This window comes from Lichenifustis flavocetrariae, assembly GCF_026130545.1.
In the GTDB taxonomy this organism is placed as follows: Bacteria; Pseudomonadota; Alphaproteobacteria; order Rhizobiales; family Beijerinckiaceae; genus Lichenihabitans; species Lichenihabitans flavocetrariae.
The window spans coordinates 114647-132964 of the sequence record NZ_JAMOIM010000018.1 but is presented as its reverse complement, the minus strand read 5'-3'; the positions used below and the strand labels follow the sequence as shown (position 1 = coordinate 132964).

Genomic DNA, 18318 nt, shown 5'->3' with positions numbered 1-18318 from the left:
GCTCCGGTCGTAACAACCGCGATTCTCTTGCGTCCACATCGGCAACCCCGTTCCCAGGACTCCCTTGAATCATAAATAACTCAGTCGACTCAACATGTCATCGGACAGACACTAAAGCGTGAAAAGGACAAGCCCTCGCTCGTCGGACACAGAGATCTGCCATTCCTCGTCATCCCAGAAGGCGCTGGGATTGTCCTTCAGATCCTCACCCATCGTGCGCACGGCTTCAAGTCGAGCCTCGACCGCACTGGCTAGTTCGACACCAACGGTATCTGGAGGGCGGTTGTCCTTCTTGACGTTGAAAAAGTAGCGCGGCATGGCAAGGCTCTTGTCAGATTTGAGAGTAGACGCCGCGCGCTGCAAAACTGTGCCAAGCTTGGCTGCAAATAGGTCCGATTGGCCTAGGTGTTTTTGCTACCTAATACCGAACGTTTGTGCCTTCGTCACAGCGCGATCGGCGGCTAGACGGAGCTCCAATCGGCTTCGATGCCCAGTTTTGGTCCGCGTTTCCTCCTGAATTCTCATGCACAGCAGCGACAGCTCGCAAAATCCCAATTGGCCAGAAAATGACACGAGGGCGTGAACGCGCGTAGCAAGCTCCTTCTCGTTGATCTGTTCGAGATCAAACAACTGCCGTTCAACCTCGACGACGAAGGCGCCCAGCATCTTGGACACGCGGTCGGCGCCGATGACGGAGGCCAATTGCTCAAGCTTCGATGAGTCCAAAACATCGGCCGCTGCGACCGCTGGTAGGTCAGCCTCCGACACACCGCCGGCGGATGTTGTCACCCGTTCCATCGTGGCGAAGAGGACAGGCCAGTCGATCGGCTTGGCTACATGCGCGTCCATGCCCGCCTGAAGGCATCGCTTGACATCCTCCGGCATGGCGTTTGCGGTCAGCCCGATAATTGGGGTCGAGCTCCACTGTTCGGCGAGCTCCGAGGCTCGGATGGCGCGGGTTGCCGACAAACCGTCCAAGACCGGCATCTGGAGATCCATCAGGATCACGTCGAAGCGGAGCCTGCCCCGGGCGGCCGCGGCTGCCGCTGCGCCGTTGTCGACACGAATGACCTCATGGCCGCGCTGTTCAAGCATGGCGGCAATGATCTCCTGATTGACGAGGTTGTCCTCGGCTAGAAGCACCCGCTGTCTGGATGCGCCGTTGGCGGGTGCCGAGGTGCGGGATGGACTTGCCAGCGCCGGCACCTCGCGCGCCGGGACTTCGAGCCAGAACGTGGAGCCGCGACCGAGTTCAGAACGCACGCCGATTTCGCCACTCATGAGCTCGGTCAGGCGCTTGCAGATCGCGAGGCCGAGACCTGTTCCGCCATAGCGTCGGGTGATGGAAGGATCGGCTTGGCTAAACCGCCCAAACAGGAGAGGCAGATTGTTGCCAGAAATGCCAATCCCAGTGTCGGTTACTTCGACGCGCAAGCGCGCGCGGTCGCGGCTGTAGCGCGCTTCCAGGACCACACTTCCCGTGTGTGTGAACTTCACTGCGTTGGTCATTAGGTTGAGGAGCACCTGCCGGAGCCGCCCAGGATCCCCGATGAGAGTCACCGGGGGGCCGATCACGCAGGCTTCGATCCGGAGCGACTTCTCTGCCGCGCTCTCCATGCTGAGGTGTCGGCATCCGTCGATAAGTGTCACAAGGTCGAACGGCACTTGGTCGATCGTGAGTTGACCTGCTTCGATCTTGGAGAAATCGAGCACGTCGTTCACGATATCCAGCAGCGAGCGGCCTGCATCGCGCGCGATGCCCACATAGCGCCGTTGCTGCGGCCCCAGGCTCGGATCGCCCTGAAGTAAATCGTGAATGCCGAGAATTCCCGTCAGAGGTGTGCGCAGCTCATGGCTCATGTTCGCGACGAACTCGGATTTCTGGCGGGCGGCGTTCTCCGCCGCTTCCTTCGCGTGTTCAAGATGCCGGGCGGTTTCCTTAAGCAATGTGTTTGCGGTGGCTGCGCGGGCGTGCAGGAGAGTGACCTCGTGCAAGAGCGTGACAAGGATCACCAACGAGGTGAACAGACTTTCTAGTTTCGACAGGTACCAACCGAGCGAGTAGCGCTCCGCTCCTTGATAGGTAAGCCAAACGTCGAAAAAGGCCGCAACCATCGCTACGGCGAGCCATAGTTGTTCAACGGTACGCCCCCCAAGCCTGCAGACCAGAACCAAAGCCAAGAAAATGAGGGTCAATATGGCGATGGGGATCATTTTGCTGATCCCGGAGAACAAGGTATGCCCGTCTGCCATGGTGGACGGCAAATACGGGAGGAGCACCGTGGTGGCGAGGCTCAACGCTAAGCAAACGGCCACAACAATGGCGATGGTCATCGCCATGGAGTCGCCGCGCCGGGCCGTTTGCCCGGCCACCCATGCATAGCGCATGACGTATAACGCAAAGCCGGCATGCCAGAACGACCAAAGCCAAACCGCCGAGATCGACGTTCCTATGAGGGTTCCCTGCACGAGGGCGCCCGGGAAGGATGCGACGAGCGGAACAAAAATGACTGCGACGAAAAGATATGCGGCCCCCAAACGGGTCGCGTCGCCTCTTCTCTCGATCGATCCCTTGCTGAACAATAAGACTGCGAGCAGGAGGTTGATCACCACCATTGCGGTCCCGAAAGCTGCCATGTAGCCAGGGATCGGGAGAAGCTTCAGGGTTGCGAAGGGCGTGCAGGCCATCCCCGATACCACCAGCCCAACCGTGAACCCATAGGCCAGGCTGCGTTGCTTGCTCGTGGCTCTTCTGCCGACTTCAACACTCGTCGTTTTCCACGAAAGTTCGGCGGACAAGGGTGACGACAAAGGGGAAAGAGATGATAAAATCTGAGACAACCGCTGTAGCTCGCACGAGCGCGCGGCTCAATGTCGCATAGAATGCTTAAATACGTCCTTCAACCCGGACGAAGTGAGACACTCAAAGGCGGAAGACGAGCGGACCGGGGGCGCTGATCTTGCCGGGCGCGATCAGTGCGAATGTTGGTCGGGCTTGGCGTTTGTGGGATCGGCGTCAACGGTCTCGGGTCCGCTTTCCGCATTGGAGCCAAGGCCAGCTCCCCACCCCACCACGGACATGGTGGCCCTTGGCGTGTTTGACACCTTTGCACCCGGCCGAGAGGCCCGACGGGCTGAGCAAAGCATTTATCTGACGGCCTGCCGATCCGAAGCGGTCGTCCGATGATTGTGTGCATAGAAAGAGGTGCACCATGGATCCGCAGATCGAAGCCGTCGCTCGTGCAATATGCCAGGCCGAGGACCTAGACCCCAACCAGATGATCGACAATTCCGATTATCAAGGAGGCGCGAGGTCCATTGATCATCATCAGGTTCCGCAGTGGCACACCAAAGTCGCCGAGGCCACAAAGTTTGTCCTGATGCACAAGGCTCTGGCCTCGACACACTAGGGTGCGGCTCCGGCTGACATAACCTTTAGGACAGACAAATCGGTTTTGAGTGGCTCCGACAAGCTTCTCTAAAGGAGTTCGTTGATTGTGTTGGTGGCCGCCAGTAGGCGACCGCCGTTGTCGTGCCGCCCTTGACCGGCCCGCATCTTCATTGATGGGGCGCGGGCTCGCTTTGAGGGCGCGACGGACCGGCGCCGTGTCCTGAGGCCGGCCGCCGAGAGCGCCTTGCGGGAGTGGATCGTGTCCGACCGAGTAAACCGGACGGGTCAGGGAGATGACGATCCGACGCTCGTCGAACCGGTGGCGGCGTGAACTCCATCCTCTTTCCTCGTTGGCAGCCAACAGGGAGCACGTCATGTTCGAACAATGGGTAGACAAGGCAGACCCCTCCGTCAGGCTGGTGACGAAACAAGGAAGCTCTCTTCCTGCCGACTTGGGCCCGAGAGATTGGAAGCTGCTCGGCCCCATTGAGCCTTCTGCCGAAATTGCCGAAACCGTGCAACGCGTCGGCTACGCGTTTTTCCACTCCGACAGGTCGGAGCCCGTTCCTGGTGGCCTCAAGAATTCGAATGCAGCTGGCGCATAACGGTCGCCCTTCAGACGTCGACGATCTTTGCCTGCGATTGGGGCGCCGCGCTGGGGCAGATCTGGGTCGTTGCCTTCGGCGAGAGCAAAGCAACCGTCGTGCTGAGTTCGGCGGATATTCGGTCAAGGTGAGCGGGGCGGCCGCTCATGGATTTTACAACCTCATCGTCGGCCGGGAGACCGCAACCGAGCATGTGAGCAATGAGTACGCCTACGATGGCATAACCTACCGGAAGGCGTGGTAAACGAGCAGCGGAGAAGCAACAGCCGCAGAGCAGACCGCTCCGAGCGCATCTCGCTTACTAAAGCGCCGATCCGGCACTCAGGCGAGTTGAATACGCTTTGGCGCGAATATGCGGGGTTCGTTGTTGATGTTGCGGAGGCAACACCGTGATCGATCGCTATTTTGCTTCCATTTTCGCCGGAAAGCGACGCGCCGTCGCCGGTCAGACGAACGATGTGCGCTCGGGCTGCATGCTTTTGTGGCGTGTTCCGGTCCGCCACCAACCCGCTCAGCCGCGCCCGATCCTCGGGCGATACTGAGACCTCAACACCGCGTCGCATGACCCCAGCATGCCACCTCGGCTGCAGTTTGGGAATCGTCCGACCCGGTCAGAACACTAGAATGCCCGAGAGCGCCTACCTCGACCATCTGCCAAGGCTTCCGGCGGTCGCGTGAATTTATCGCCGACGCTATGAGACATCACTTCGGTGGGGCTTCGCCCTTCCTGCGTGATGCTCACAGCGGCAAATCACGAACCGGACCAACAGAGTTTCTACTTTTAAAAGCTCAAACCCTCTCAGACAAAGCCGGCCACTTCCGAGGGACCCGTTGCGGGAGCTGAGTGAATTGCTCTCGTGTCCACGTTCAGGTCGGCTCGAAGGTCTTAAGCCCTGGATCCTCGGCCATGGCGGCGATCCAGACCATTGCGGCGCCGAAGCTGCCGATGCGGTTGTCGCGCGCGTCGAGCCAGGCGGAGAGGCGCGCGGCGGTCGCGACATGGCCCGTCGTCTCGAGCAGGACCTTGATCCGCTGCCCGGTGCCGGCCGTCGCGGGCTCAAAGGCGCGTCGGCCCGAATGGAGCGCGCCGGCGAGAAGCGCCTGCGCCTGCTCAAGGGGCGATTGCTCGGGTGCGAGAGATGCCAGAGGGACGCGAGGTCCTGGTCCGTCCGGCTCCGCGAGGTCGGGCACCAAGAGACGGTCGGCCGAAATGGACCATGGATCGCAGACGAGCACGCCCGCCTCGATCCGCACCGGCCCGGCGATCTGCCTGACCGCGCCGAAGCGCCCATCGAGCGCCGCGGCCAGCATGTCCAACGCCGCCGGTGCCGCGCGATCGTAGGTACGGGCGAGATGCAGAATACCGCCCTCGCGGGAGAGCGCCACCCCCGCTTGCCAGACTTGGCTGCCCGGCGACCACGCTTGACCGAGCACGGTGTCGACCTCGAAGACACACATGGCGCCGAGCCGGTCGCGCGGGCGCAGCACCGCCATCGGCCGTTCGGCGATGCGACGCCCCACCGTGGCGATATCCGCAGCGGCGAACCCCGACGACCGTCGGCGTCATTGCGGCGTGAGCAGGTGACGCGCCGCGTAGAGCTCGCGCCAAGCTTCGCCCCCACGCCGGGAGACCCGCTGATCGAGGTAGCGGCGCAGGCGCGCCAAATCATCGGCGTCGTCCTTGGCAGCGGTGCCGGCGAGACAGGCGACGATGTCCTCGGGTCTCCCGTTGTCGCCGCGCAGAAAATGCGCTTTGACGCCGGTCGCATGCGCCACGCTGACCGCCTCCGCCGTACTCATCAACGAGGACAAGCGCTCCATGCCTGTTCCTTCGCCGTCAACGCCCTCGCGCAACTCCTGAAGCAGGTGACAAGCACATCGAGCACGCCGGGATCGGGTGAGCGTGGCACGCCGGAGCGGGCGAGCAGCGCTGTCGCCTCGCGGCGCACCAGCTCGGCGCCAGGATCCGCAATCGGAAAAACCGTCTCGAAGCCAAAGCGGCGCTTCAACGCCGCCGACATCTCGTTGACGCCGCGGTCGCGTGTATTCGCGGTGGCGATGAGGTTGAACCCCTCTCGGGCATAGACCATGCCGGCCTCGCCGGGCAGTTCGGGCACGGCAAGGACGCGATCGGACAGGACGGAGAGCAGTGAGTCCTGCACTTCGAGCGGACAGCGGGCTATCTCCTCGAAGCGGACGATGCTCCCCGCCGTCATCCCGCGGTAGAGCGCACCGGGCACCAGCGCGCGTTCGCTCGGCCCCTCAGCCACGAGAAGCGCGTAGTTCCAACCGTAGCGGATCTGATCCTCGGTAAGCGACGCGCCGCCCTGGATCGTCAGGGTGGAGCTTCCGCTGATCGCGGCGGCCAGCAGTTCGGACAGCAGGCTCTTCGCCGTCCCGGGCTCGCCGATCAGCGCGCGCGCGAGGTGGCGAGTGTGACCATCGCGCGTTCGACCAGGGCCGGCGCGCAGACTACCTTGGCTTCGGCGCCACCGTCACCGCAAATGAAGCGCTTCACGGCTTGCAGCGACAGGTGCCAGCCGGGCGGACGCGGTGCCGTGTCGTCGGCCCGCAGCCGCGCCAGCTCATCGGCATAGACGACCTCGGCCGGTGGGCGCTGCCGCGCAGCCTCCAATCCTTTCGCCGTCAACCCAGCCTTTGCCATCACGTCCCTCTCGTCGCCCGCCCTTGCACCGGGGTAAACGTAGTCGACCTCGCACGCACCAGCCACGCCTTCGTCGGAAAGCCTTGCGGTTCGCCATGGCGAGGCCGCCCTGCAAGAGAGCGTTGAGCTTCTCTTCTCCCATCCGCTGCCGCCAGCGCGTCCGGATTCCGGACCAGTCGTGAGGCTCTCGCCGCCGCCTGGGAGAGCAGCGATTTGGAACGAGTGCCGCCTCGTTCTTCTGAGTCCGAGCACATGCCCCTCGGCTGCCACCAGGCCAAGCCACGAGTGCTTGAGCGTTCGACGGGGGCGTGCGGGGAGGTGGAGCGCCGAGCCATGGGACCCGCAGGAAGGCGGGCAAAACGGTAGCGATCACGATCTCTGTTTGTGCCGTCGACGATAGCTTCGGGACTGCGGGATCCGCCTGTCCCCTCGCAATGCGCTCGACCGTCTTGGAGTCATCTTAGGCAAGTGATCGTTTTTTGGTCGTTCTCGCAAACTCACTTACAGTTCGTGCTGTGATTTCTGTCGCTTGCTCGATTGACAAGACGCGGCGCTTTGCCGTGGAATATGTCTAGGCAAAATAATCGTTGCTCGTCGGGTCTGGGAGAAGTCGGAATGAGCTTTCTGCGTCAATTCGCATTCACGGCGGCACTGGGCGCGGCTTTGCTGTTCGGGCCCGTCGCGACGGCAAGTGCTGAGGACGCCCTTGCGCGTGTAAAGTCCAGCGGCGAGCTGAAAGTCGGGACCGAGACAGCTTTTGCACCCTTCGATTTTATTGATGCCGGCGCCCATGTTGGTCTCAACGTCGATCTGTTCGACGAGATTGGCAAGGAAATGGGGGTCAAGATCACCTGGGTGGCGCTGCCCTGGGAAGGTGTGCTGCCGGGTCTCGAAGCAGGCAAGTTCGACATGGTGGCCGGACCGGCGACGATCACGAAGGCCCGCATGGCGCGCTATCGCTTCCTGCCGCCGATCGGCGACGCCACCGATGCATTGCTGAAGCGCAAGGACGATAAATCGGTAGAAAAACCCGCCGATATCGCGGGCAAGACGGTCGGGGCCGGCAAGGCTTCGTCGCAGCTCGCCCAACTGCAGGCCTACGTCGCGACTCTGCCCGGCAAGGTTACGATCCGCGAATATGTCGGCAACAACGAAGCCTATGCGGATCTCGCGGCCGGCCGCATCGTGGCTGTCGCCAATTCGCTGACCAATATCGCCTTTGTGGCGAAGCAGCGGTCCGACACGTTCGAGGTTGTGCAGCCGGCGTTCGGGCCGAAGTCCTACTTCGGCTATATCGCGCCGAAAGACGCGGAACACGCCAGCCTGACCGATGCCGCGCAGGCCGCGATCCTCAAGATCAAGGCCGACGGTCGGCTCGCGGCCTTGCAAAAGAAGTGGTTCGGCGCCTCGTTCGACACGCCGGACGCGGTGCCAGAGCCCAACCTCTGAGACATGATGTCCGGGCAGCAGAGCCTGACCTGATCATGTGTGTCGATCGTGACACTCAGGAGGAGGTGCTTCGCCGGTACGGCTTGGCGAGGGCCTGAGTCGACGTGTCCTGGACGTTATTCTTGCTCCTCGTGAAGGCCTCGGGTCTGACCGTTGCGATCAGCGCGATCGCGATCGTCATCGGGCTGACGCTTGGCATGGTGGTATCGGCCGGCATGTTGTCGCCGAACCTCCTCCTGTCGATGCCGTCGCGGGTTTTCGTCAGCTTCTTCCGCGGTGTCCCGCTGCTGGTGCAACTCCTGTTGATCTACAATCTCTTGCCGCTGCTCGGCCTCAATGTGCCGAGCGTCGTCGCGGCGGTCGCGGGTTTGTCCCTCTGCACCGCCGCCTATCAGGCGGAAAATCTGCGGGGCGGTTTTCTCAGTGTCCCCCGCGGCGTGGTGGAGGCCGCCGATATGGCGGGCTTCCGACCGTTCCAGCTCTTCTGGCGCATTCGCGTGCCGATCGCCTTCAAACTGACCTTGCCGGCCCTGGTGAGCGAAGCCATCATGATCCTGAAATCCTCCTCGCTCGTCTCCGTCGTCGGTGTCGTGGAACTGACCCGGATGGCGCAGGACCTCGCATCGAGCACCTACAAGCCGCTCGATCTCTATGCGGCCGCCGGTGGGCTCTACCTTGCGATCAACTGGCTCATGGCCGGGCTTGGCCGCCTGTTGGAGCGCCGGTTGCGCTGGGGGCGGGCATGACCTTCGACCTGGGGTTCATCGCGCAACACCTGCCGGAGGTGATCGAAGCGGCCGGCACCACGCTGATGATCTGGGCGGCCGGAGCCTTCTGCGGCCTTGCTCTCGGCTTCCTGGTGGCGCTCGGCCGACGCTATGGGCCGGCCCCATTGGCTGTGCTGCTGGGCGTCATAGTAGAGTTGTTGCGCGGCACGCCTTTCCTGGTGCAGCTCTTCCTGCTCTATTTCGGCGGCCCCTTCATCGGCCTCTCGCTCGATCCGATCCCGGCCGGGGTCTTGGGCCTCACATGCTATGCGGCGGCCTATTATAGCGAGATCCTGCGCGCGGGTTTCGATGGCGTGCCGGCCGGCCATGTCGAGGCCGCCGCCTGCGTCGGCTTCAGTGGATGGCAGACCATTCGGCGGATCATCCTTCCCGAAATGGCCGTTCTGGTCATGCCGGCCTTGGTGAACATGACGATCCTGCTGCTGAAGGAAACCGCCGTCCTGTCCATCATCACGGTCCCGGAACTGACGATGGTCACGAGCGCCATCGGCTCCGAATCCTACGCCTTCGTCGAGGCATTGTTTCTGCTGGCACTGTTCTATTGGGTGATGGTCGAAATCTGCGGCCATCTGGGGCGCTTCGCGGAACTTCGGCTGGCCCGGACGGGGCTCGTCGCCCGATGATCGCAGCCGTGAGCGTGACAGGCCTGGTCAAGCGCTTCGGACAGGCCGAGGTTCTGCGCGGCATCGATCTCGAAGTTCCGGCCGGGCGCGTGACGTGCCTGATCGGCCCGTCCGGCTCTGGCAAGAGCACGTTGCTGCGGTGTCTCGCGTTTCTTGAAGAGGCCACGGAGGGCGCCATTCTGATCGGCGGCGAGCCCTTGGGCTTTGCGGTGACGCCCGATGGCCGGCGGACGCGGCTGCCGTCCGGCCGCATCCGCGCCGTGCGCTCGCAGATCGGCATGGTGTTCCAGCACTTCAATCTTTGGCCGCACATGACCGCGCTCGGAAACGTCAGCGAAGCCTTGAAGACCGTTCGGCGGCTCGGCCGAAGCGAGGCCGACGACCGCGCTATGGCCCAGTTGCGAAAGGTCGGGCTCCAGAATCGGGCCAACCTCTATCCCTCGCAATTGTCGGGCGGTCAGCAGCAGCGCGTGGCCATCGCCCGCGCGCTCGCGCTCGAACCCAAGATCATGCTGTTCGACGAGCCGACGTCGTCGCTCGACCCCGAACTGACCGGCGAGGTTCTCAACGTGATGCGGGCGCTTGCCGCGGATGGCATGACCATGGTGGTCGTGTCGCACGAGATCGGATTCGCAGCCTCGGTCGGGCATCAGATCGCGTTTCTGGACCATGGCCAGTTGCTCTTGCGCGGCACGCCCCAGGAGGTGTTCCGCAAACCCCGGCATGCCCGGCTCGACCAGTTCCTCGACACTTACCTCGATCGCGGCGCCGCCATGCTGCTGTGAGATCGCTCCAACCGACGTCGATCGTTGGCCGGCTGGGTGGAACGCGCGCCTTGTTCGGCCGCGAAGGGTGGACAAATCCGGGGCGGCCTGCGAAAGCAGCCGACCTTTCCTTTTGCCGACGGCCGCATCACATCGTCAGGCGAGCCCTTGCGATCAGTGCCATGAAGTTTCTCGACGAAGCAAAAATCTATATCCGGTCCGGCGACGGCGGCGCCGGGGCCGTCTCGTTCCGACGTGAGAAGTTCATCGAATTCGGGGGGCCCGACGGCGGCGATGGCGGCAAGGGCGGCGATGTGATCGTCGAATGCGTGGGGGGGCTCAACACGCTGATCGACTATCGCTTCCAGCAGCATTTCAAGGGCAAGACCGGCATGCACGGGATGGGCAAGAACCGTCACGGCGCCAAAGGGGCCGACGTGATCTTGCGCGTGCCGGAGGGCACGCAGGTGCTCGACGAGGATGGCGAGACCTTGATCGCAGACCTGACGAAAGTCGGCGAGAAGATCCGCCTTGCCAAAGGCGGAAACGGCGGCTTCGGCAACGCCTATTTCAAGACGTCGACCAACCAGGCGCCCCGCCATGCCAACCCTGGCCAGGTCGGGATCGAGCGGACCGTCTGGCTGCGGCTGAAGCTGATCGCCGATGCGGGACTGGTCGGCCTGCCCAACGCGGGCAAATCGACGTTTCTCGCCGCTGTCTCGGCCGCAAAGCCGAAGATCGCCGATTATCCGTTCACGACCCTGAAGCCCGGGCTTGGTGTGGTGCGGGTGGACGATCGCGAATTCGTGCTGGCCGATATTCCTGGTTTGATCGAAGGCGCGCATGAAGGCCTCGGCTTGGGGGATCGCTTTCTCGGCCATGTCGAGCGCTGCTCGGTGCTGCTTCACCTCGTCGAGGCGACGGGGGAGCATGCGGGGCAGGCCTACAAGACAGTGCGGCGCGAGCTCGAAGCCTATGGAGCGGATCTCAAAGACAAGCCGGAGATCGTCGCTCTGTCGAAGATCGATGCTGTCGATCCCGACACGCTGAAGACCCAGATGGCGCGCCTGAAACGGGCCGCCAAGAGGACGCCCTTGAAACTCTCGGCCGTCAGCGGCGAGGGCATGCGGGAGGCCCTCGGAGCGGTGTTGGCCGAGGTTCAGGATTTGCGGGCCGAGCGGGTCGCGGCCGAGGCACCACCTGAGTCTTGGGCGCCCTGACGGCCGAGCGATGTCCTATCGCTCGCAGGAATTCGCGTCCTCTAACGGTGTTCATCCCGGGCCGCCATCGCGGGCAGGGGGCTGAGAGGGAAATCGCTTCTGCGCGTGCTCGATACAGCCGCATCGCGGCCTCCTGAGCATGAAGGCAGTTGAGTAGAAAGACTGCGAAAAGTGATGTGTCTTCGGACAGATGATCGTCGACGATCAGCCGAGGTCTTCCATCCAGCGCTTGTAGTGGTCGAGAATGTCGGCGGGGTCTTCGAAGATCTGGCTTGCACCGCCCGCCCGGATTTCGAACTCCGGAAAGCCGCCGCAGAGGACGCCCGTGGTGCGGAGGCCGGCCTTCAGGGCCGCCTCGGCGTCATAGGGAGTGTCGCCGACGACCACGCAGGTTTTCGCGGGAAGCTTCAGCCGATCGAGGGCCGCCTGAAAGATGTCGGGATGCGGTTTCGATTTTTCGACGTCGTCGGACGAGCTCTGCACGAGGTCGAAATCCGCGATGCCGGCCGCCTGCTTGTAGGCATCCAGTTCTTCGCCCTTGGCCGAGGACGCGAGGGCGATCAGCTTACCATCACCCTTGAGCCGATCGAACAGGGCGCGGACCTGAGGGAACCCTCTGACCTTGTCGAGGTAGTCCCGGCCGAAGAGTTCCTTCCGGTAGGCTTCGATCGCTTTGCCGTCTCGCTCGACTGCGGTTGTCGGGAGAAAGACCGGCAGCAGCTGGTCGCCGCCCTTGCCAATCTGCGTCCGGATCGCGGCGGCATCGATCTCGTATCCAAAATGCGCGAAGGCGCGGCTCCAGGCTTCTGCGTGGTAGTCGACGGAGTCGACGAGTGTGCCGTCGACATCGAAGATGACTGCATCGAGCATGGGGATCGCGACTCCTGACTTAACAGCTTAAGCGAAACAGCCAGCCGCGACCCCAGTTCCATCGTTTGCGGAACTCGTGCCTGCCTCCAAGCGGTGTCTTCAGCCCTTGGCCTTGGCCACGCAGGCCTTGATGACGTCGTGACGGGCACTTTTGGCCATGCCTTTCAGGCTTGGGTCCATCGAACACTTCACCTGCGCCTCCTTGTCGGGCCGCTGCTTGACGATGCAGGCGCCCATGGCCTCACGACGTGCGTCGCCCTTCAAGTTTTCGCCCTTGACCTCTTCGCGACACTGCGCCCTGACGACCTTCATGCGCGGCTTGCCGTCTTTGGTCATGTCTGACGCTGCGGGAGGCGTCGCCGGCGCAGCGGCGGCGGGTGCCGGGGCAGGGGCCGGAGCGGCAGGCGCGGTCGCCTGCGCGAAGGCCGAAGTCGAGGCGCAAAGCAGGGCGATGGCGGTGAATGTGCGAATGTTTAGCATGGTCGAGCTCCGTTGTTGGTCGACATGCGCCTTCTTGCAAGGACCGCGTTGAATGCGGCGTGAACGATGCACGTGAGTCCTATCCAAGTGAATTGATTTCCCATCCAGGCTGGCGCAAACATGCCAGCGATTCTAAAGAAGGTCCGTGCCGGAATGCACGGGAGGATGATCAATGTCACACGAAATGGACCCTGCGAGCCCGCCTGCTCCGACACCCGGCAAGCGCAAACTTCGGTCGCAATTGTGGTTCGACAATCCCGAAAACCCTGGCATGACGGCGCTCTACATCGAGCGCTACCTGAACTTTGGTCTGACCCCGGGTGAATTGCGTTCCGGCAAGCCGATCATCGGCATCGCCCAGACCGGTAACGACTTGTCACCCTGCAATCGCCACCACCTGGAACTCGCGAAGCGCGTGCGCGACGGTATTCTCGCCATGGGCGGCGTGCCGATGGAATTTCCGGTCCACCCGATCCAGGAAACCGGCAAGCGGCCGACCGCCGCGCTCGACCGTAACCTCGCTTATCTTGGTCTCGTCGAAACGCTCTATGGCTATCCGCTCGACGGCGTGGTTCTGACCACCGGTTGCGACAAGACCACCCCGGCCTGCATCATGGCGGCCGCGACCGTGAACATCCCCTCCATCGTGCTCTGTGGCGGCCCCATGCTGAATGGCTGGCACAACAACGAGCGCACGGGCTCCGGCACCGTCGTGTGGAAAAGCCGTGAGGACCTCGCGGCTGGCAACATCGACTATGAAGAATTCATGGAGATCGTGACCTCCTCGGCGCCGTCAGTTGGCCATTGCAACACGATGGGCACCGCCTCGACCATGAATGCGCTGGCCGAAGCGCTCGGCATGACGCTGCCGGGCTGCGCCGCGATTCCGGCGCCGTACCGGGAACGGGGGCAGATCGCCTACGAGACCGGTCGCCGGATCGTCGACATGGTCTGGGAGGATCTGAAGCCGTCCGACATCATCACCCGCGAGGCGATCGAGAATTCGATCGTCGTCAATTCCGCGATTGGTGGCTCAACCAATGCCACTATCCACATCAACGCCATCGCGCGTCACGCGGGTGTGCCGTTGCAGATCGAGGAATGGGAAACGATCGGCCACAAGATCCCGCTGCTCGTGAACATGCAGCCCGCCGGCAAATATCTCGGCGAGGAATTCCATCGTGCTGGCGGCGTGCCGGCCGTCATCGCGCAGCTGATGGAAAAGGGTCACATCCGCGAGAATGCGATGACCGTGAACGGCAAGCCGATCGGTCAAAACAACAAGGGCCGCAAGATCGGCGATCCCGATGTGATCACGCCCATCGAGACGCCGCTGCGCACGGACGCCGGCTTCATCATCCTCAAGGGCAACCTGTTCGACAACGCCGTGATGAAGACGAGCGTCATCTCGGAAGAATTCGCCAAGCGCTACCTGTCGAACCCCACCGATCCGGGTGCTTTCGAGGGGCGCGCCATCGTGTTCGAGGGACCGGAGGATTACCACCACCGGATCGACGACCCGTCGCTCGAAATCGACGAGCACTGCATGCTGTTCATCCGTGGCACGGGTCCCATCGGCTATCCGGGCGGCGCCGAGGTCGTGAACATGCAACCGCCGACGGCTCTCATCAAGAAGGGTGTGCACGCATTGCCATGCATTGGTGACGGTCGCCAGTCCGGCACGTCGGCCTCACCTTCGATCCTCAACGCTTCGCCCGAAGCGGCAGCCGGCGGCGGCTTGGCGTTGCTAAAGACCGGCGACCGGGTGCGGATCGACCTGCACAAGCGATCGGCCAACATCATGATCTCGGAAGCCGAGCTGAACGAGCGGCGGACTGTGTTGCACGCGCACGGCGGCTTCAAATATGCCGGTAATCAGACCCCCTGGCAGGAAATCCAGCGCTCGATGGTCGACCAATTCGACGAGGGCATGGTTCTGAAGCCGGCCGTCAAATACCAGCGCGTCGCGCAATCGATGGGTGTCCCGCGCGACAATCACTGAGATCGACCCGCAATGGCGCTTGCTCGCTGTGAGCGTCGCGCCACGGTCACCCTTCGCCCCACTAACGGGGCGAAGGGTATAGTGCGCAACCGACCTTCAACGATCGGTCGTCGAAATCAGACCAGGACACCTCCGCCGTCGACCACGAAGGTCTGACCCGTGGCGAAGCCCTGCCGCATCAGGAACAGGTAGGCCTCGGCAAGATCCGTGGCCTCGCCGACGCGGCCGACTGGCAGTTTCTCGCCGGCGGCCTGGTACATCGCCTCTCGCTGTGCCTCCGGCATATCGCGCCAGAGCGGCGTGCGCACGAAGCCGGGCGACACGAGGTTGACCCGGAGTGGCGCGAGTTCCACCGCGAGCGCACGGGTGAGCCCTTCCATCGCCGAACAGATGCTGGCGCCGAGCGTCCAACCCGCCTGGGGCCGACGCCCGGCGATGCCGGAGGTCAACACGATCGACCCGCCGCCCCGGATGCGCGCCGCACCGTGTTTCACGGCCGTCACGGCCCCCCAATAGCGCAGTTCGAAGAAGGCCCGCGCGGTGTCGAGAGACGTCTCCTGCAACGGGCCGAGCTGCAGTGTCTCGCCGGCCGTGAACACGAGGTGGTCGAACGCCTCGGCCTTGGCGAAGAAAGCCGCCACGGCGGCCTCGTCGCGCAGATCGAGGGCCTGACCCTCGGCACCCTGCGGCAGCCGCGCGATAGCGGCCTCGACATTGGCCTGCCGGCTCGACACGACGACCGGCGTCGCTCCCGCCCGGCCTGCGGCTTCCGCTACCGCGTAGCCGATCCCCGAGGTGCCCCCCAGCACCACAACACGTTTTCCCTTGAGGTCCATCGTCCTACTCCTTGCTCCCGCGATCATGGCCGCGTCGCCGATCAAGGTCGCGCTGGACAGGGGATGAGGAAAGCGCATCCTTGTCAGCCCAAGGCTGACAGGAAGTCACTCATGAATTTCGATGCGCGGTTGTTGAGCGGCATCGGCACTTTCGTTGCCGTGGCCGAAACCGGCAGCTTCGTCCGAGCGGCCGAAACACTGGGTCTCACGGCATCCGGTGTCAGCCGCGCGGTGGCCCGGCTGGAGGGACGCCTCGGCATCCGGCTCTTCGACCGCAACGCCCGCGCCACAACTTTGACGGAGGCCGGGCACCGCTTCTTCGCCGATGTGTCGCCCTTGCTCGCCGGTATTTCGGAAGCTTGCAGCAATGCCGCGGGCAATGCCGCCGCCATCCAAGGCAGGCTTCGCTTGAATTGCGATCCATGGTTCGCGAGTCTGTTGCTCGCCCCACGCCTGCAGACCTTCCTCGACGCGCATCCGGCGCTGACGCTGGATCTCGTCGTGCGGGACACACTGGGCGATCTTGTTTCGGAGGGCTTCGACGCGGCCATTCGCTTCGGAGAGCCGGAACCGTCGAGCCTGGTGACCCGCAAGCTCCTGGAAACTCGAATCCTGACCTGTGCTTCTCCGGGCTATCTCGAGCGCCACGGTCGCCCGCTCCATCCGCGCGAACTCGGCACGCCAAAGCACACCTGCCTTCTGTTCCGCGACCCGTCCACCGGCCGCCCCTTCGACTGGGAGTTTCACCGCTCCGGCGAAGTGCTCTCCGTCAAGGTGGACGGCCGGCTCATCCTGAATGATGGCGCGACGGCGGTCTCGGCCTGCATCGCGGGTCTCGGCATCGCGCAGCCGATGGAATTCGGGCTCAGGGATGTGGTGCGGGATGGGCACTTGGTCGAGTTGTTCCCAGACTGGAACGGAGAATATTTTCCGTTGCACGTCTATTATCCGACGCGTCACCTGTGCCCCGCAAAAGTTCGAGCTTTCATAGATTTCGTTCTCGCCGAGATCCCATCCAATCCGACTAGACACGTTAGGGAGAGCCCTGACGTCGGTTCGGCGGTGGATCGATCGCAATTCGATCCATCGTCATCGCTCCAGGCCCATTGGCTACAGAACGGGAACCCCTTTAACGTCACTTCGTTCTCCAGTCATTCGGAGGATCGGATGAGCGAGAAGAAGAGCTTCAAGGCGGGCGACGAGGTGAAATGGGACACGCCTCAAGGCGAAACCCATGGAAAGGTCGTCAAGAAGGAGACCGGGACGGCCAAGGCCGGCGGTCATACCGCCAAGGCCAGCAAGGAGGACCCGCAATATCGGGTCAAATCGGACAAGTCCGGCAAGGAGGCTATTCACAAGCCGGAGGAATTGAAGAAGGCTTGATGAGAAATGGCTTTGCCCGAACTCATGGGTGTTCCCATTTGCGCCCGCGAGATCACAACGCGATGGAGCGAACTGTTCCCCACAGAGCTTGGAGAGGGGTTGCGCTCTTCCAAAGCCATAACCAAGCCTTCAGTGCAGCCAGGCCTGCGATCAGGAACAGGATGGCGCAAATAAAGCTTGCAGAAGGATCGCCGATCTGTGTCGCAATGAGAGGAGCCTCGCAATCTCCGGATCTAGGAACGATGGCGATGGATTGACCAACCTCGAAGGAGCCTGAATGCGTGTCCAGACGGACCGGCACGTTGCAGCGATCGCTGCCGGCCGATGGCCGAAACGAGATGGTTCCGGCCACGGTCGGCATGAAGCTGCGCGTGCCCGCTTCCGCCTTCACCGCAACGATTGTCGCCGCGGCGCCAGGATGGGAGGCCGCGAAAGCATGATCGCGCCATTGGCGAGCCCCGCTGGCAATTTCCCAGACTGCGACCAGCGGCCCGACGACGCTTATCCCACCCGTGAACTCGCGTGCGACGGATCGGAATAGATCCGGCCGCGCGTTCTCACTTGTCCGGCCCGCGACCGGTAATCTTCGCCTCTCGGACGCCGTCCCGGTACCCCCGGCGGCGATCCGCGAACGCCGTGATGCCAAAGGAATGGGGTCGGGCGGTGACGCCTGCACCAGCATCCACCGGACCAGACTCGCGCCATCCCTGTGCCAGACCGAAAACCCGATGGAGGCTGGCAGATCCTCCAGTGCCTGCCGGAGTCCTCTCGCCCTCACTGGGTCCGCTAGCGCCTGTTCCACCTCGGCGGAGAGATCCGGATCGAAGTGATCCGACTCGCGGGCCAGGCGGTCGAACAGCGCGATGATCTTCAGATCCTCGCCTGTCGGCACCTCGGCGCAGGCCTGCCGGCGGTCGGCGGCGCAGCGGTTCAGGCGATGGATGAGTTTGTGGCGGAACAGTTCGATCGTGTGCATGGGATCATCAGAAGCTGAGCCGCACGGGCGTCGGCGAAAATTCGACGGCTCCAGGACGGCGGCCGGTTTCGAACTCAACAAAATGCACGGCATCGGCCCGGCTCTTGAACAGGCCGCCACCGAGGCGGTGGGTTTCGATCGCCAGCCAATGCCCGCTTGGGTCTTGCCCAATAATGAAGTGACTTTCGACCTTTGCCTGAGTGGCTTCGGCGGACGTGTACGCTACGGGTTGCATCTTTGCTTCCATCATCGTGGAAGCCTCGATG

Annotated in this window: 19 protein-coding genes and 1 pseudogene; 8 read left to right on the top strand and 12 right to left on the bottom strand. The window is 63.1% G+C overall.

Going from position 1 to position 18318, the window contains the following annotated elements:
• Positions 1-111 precede the first annotated feature (111 nt).
• Entirely contained in the window at positions 112-318 is a 207-nt protein-coding gene (locus M8523_RS22965) for a DUF6894 family protein (protein WP_282587235.1), read from the bottom strand.
• A gap of 96 nt (positions 319-414) precedes the next feature.
• Entirely contained in the window at positions 415-2799 is a 2385-nt protein-coding gene (locus M8523_RS22960; protein WP_282587234.1) for an ATP-binding protein, read from the bottom strand.
• A 413-nt stretch (positions 2800-3212) separates the two neighbouring features.
• Here M8523_RS22960 and M8523_RS22955 point away from each other — a divergent pair, with 413 nt between their 5' ends.
• On the top strand, positions 3213-3410 hold the full coding sequence (locus tag M8523_RS22955; RefSeq protein ID WP_282587233.1) for a hypothetical protein: 198 nt from the start codon (positions 3213-3215) through the stop codon (positions 3408-3410).
• Positions 3411-4430: 1020 nt separating this feature from the next.
• On the opposite strand, the pseudogene M8523_RS22950 reads toward M8523_RS22955, so the two are convergent.
• The 5 genes and pseudogenes from M8523_RS22950 to M8523_RS22930 form a co-directional block, all read right to left on the bottom strand.
• Positions 4431-4559 (bottom strand): annotated as a pseudogene (locus M8523_RS22950) (IS630 family transposase); the annotation flags it as partial.
• 304 nt (positions 4560-4863) lie between these two features.
• Positions 4864-5517, bottom strand: coding sequence for a YehQ C-terminal OB-fold domain-containing protein (locus M8523_RS22945; RefSeq protein WP_282587232.1), 654 nt, complete (start codon positions 5515-5517; stop codon positions 4864-4866).
• Positions 5518-5559: 42 nt separating this feature from the next.
• Entirely contained in the window at positions 5560-5817 is a 258-nt protein-coding gene (locus M8523_RS22940; protein WP_282587231.1) for a hypothetical protein, read from the bottom strand.
• Complete coding sequence (locus M8523_RS22935) at positions 5796-6353, bottom strand: ATP-binding protein (protein ID WP_282587244.1); 558 nt, start codon at positions 6351-6353, stop codon at positions 5796-5798. Before M8523_RS22935 ends, M8523_RS22940 begins: the two co-directional genes overlap by 22 nt.
• A 53-nt stretch (positions 6354-6406) precedes the next feature.
• A complete protein-coding gene (locus tag M8523_RS22930) occupies positions 6407-6664 on the bottom strand; it encodes a hypothetical protein (RefSeq protein ID WP_282587230.1) in 258 nt (85 codons plus the stop codon).
• A gap of 612 nt (positions 6665-7276) precedes the next feature.
• Between M8523_RS22930 and M8523_RS22925 the strand changes: the two genes are divergently transcribed.
• The 5 genes from M8523_RS22925 (at position 7277) to obgE (ending at position 11505) form a co-directional block, all read left to right on the top strand.
• Positions 7277-8110 (top strand): transporter substrate-binding domain-containing protein, encoded by an 834-nt coding sequence (locus tag M8523_RS22925; RefSeq protein WP_282587229.1) that lies wholly within the window; start codon positions 7277-7279, stop codon positions 8108-8110.
• Between the two features lie 104 nt (positions 8111-8214).
• Positions 8215-8856, top strand: a complete 642-nt coding sequence (locus tag M8523_RS22920) for an amino acid ABC transporter permease (protein WP_282587228.1) — start codon at positions 8215-8217, stop codon at positions 8854-8856.
• A complete protein-coding gene (locus M8523_RS22915; RefSeq protein ID WP_282587227.1) occupies positions 8853-9521 on the top strand; it encodes an amino acid ABC transporter permease in 669 nt (222 codons plus the stop codon). Before M8523_RS22920 ends, M8523_RS22915 begins: the two co-directional genes overlap by 4 nt.
• Positions 9518-10306, top strand: coding sequence for an amino acid ABC transporter ATP-binding protein (locus M8523_RS22910; RefSeq protein ID WP_282587226.1), 789 nt, complete (start codon positions 9518-9520; stop codon positions 10304-10306). Before M8523_RS22915 ends, M8523_RS22910 begins: the two co-directional genes overlap by 4 nt.
• Positions 10307-10467: 161 nt before the next feature.
• Entirely contained in the window at positions 10468-11505 is a 1038-nt protein-coding gene (gene obgE / locus M8523_RS22905; protein ID WP_282587225.1) for a GTPase ObgE, read from the top strand.
• A 204-nt stretch (positions 11506-11709) separates the two neighbouring features.
• Here obgE and M8523_RS22900 read toward each other — a convergent pair whose 3' ends face one another.
• Positions 11710-12375: an HAD family hydrolase gene (locus tag M8523_RS22900; protein ID WP_282587224.1), complete on the bottom strand. Its 666-nt coding sequence runs from the start codon at positions 12373-12375 to the stop codon at positions 11710-11712.
• A gap of 99 nt (positions 12376-12474) precedes the next feature.
• Positions 12475-12855, bottom strand: a complete 381-nt coding sequence (locus tag M8523_RS22895) for a hypothetical protein (protein WP_282587223.1) — start codon at positions 12853-12855, stop codon at positions 12475-12477.
• Between the two features lie 172 nt (positions 12856-13027).
• On the opposite strand from M8523_RS22895, the gene M8523_RS22890 reads away from it, so the two are divergent.
• On the top strand, positions 13028-14857 hold the full coding sequence (locus M8523_RS22890) for an IlvD/Edd family dehydratase (RefSeq protein WP_282587222.1): 1830 nt from the start codon (positions 13028-13030) through the stop codon (positions 14855-14857).
• Positions 14858-14973: 116 nt separating this feature from the next.
• Here the strand turns inward: M8523_RS22890 and M8523_RS22885 are convergent, their stop codons facing one another.
• Entirely contained in the window at positions 14974-15693 is a 720-nt protein-coding gene (locus tag M8523_RS22885; RefSeq protein WP_282587221.1) for an SDR family oxidoreductase, read from the bottom strand.
• 111 nt (positions 15694-15804) lie between these two features.
• Between M8523_RS22885 and M8523_RS22880 the strand changes: the two genes are divergently transcribed.
• Entirely contained in the window at positions 15805-17076 is a 1272-nt protein-coding gene (locus M8523_RS22880) for an HVA1 family protein (RefSeq protein ID WP_345894282.1), read from the top strand.
• A gap of 52 nt (positions 17077-17128) precedes the next feature.
• Here the strand turns inward: M8523_RS22880 and M8523_RS22870 are convergent, their stop codons facing one another.
• Together M8523_RS22870 and M8523_RS22865 are read right to left on the bottom strand one after the other, a co-directional pair.
• The gene (locus M8523_RS22870) at positions 17129-18052 is read right to left on the bottom strand and encodes a hypothetical protein (RefSeq protein WP_282587220.1); all 924 of its coding nucleotides are present in this window, start codon (positions 18050-18052) and stop codon (positions 17129-17131) included.
• Between the two features lie 7 nt (positions 18053-18059).
• A complete protein-coding gene (locus M8523_RS22865; RefSeq protein WP_345894281.1) occupies positions 18060-18302 on the bottom strand; it encodes a hypothetical protein in 243 nt (80 codons plus the stop codon).
• Positions 18303-18318 lie beyond the last annotated feature (16 nt).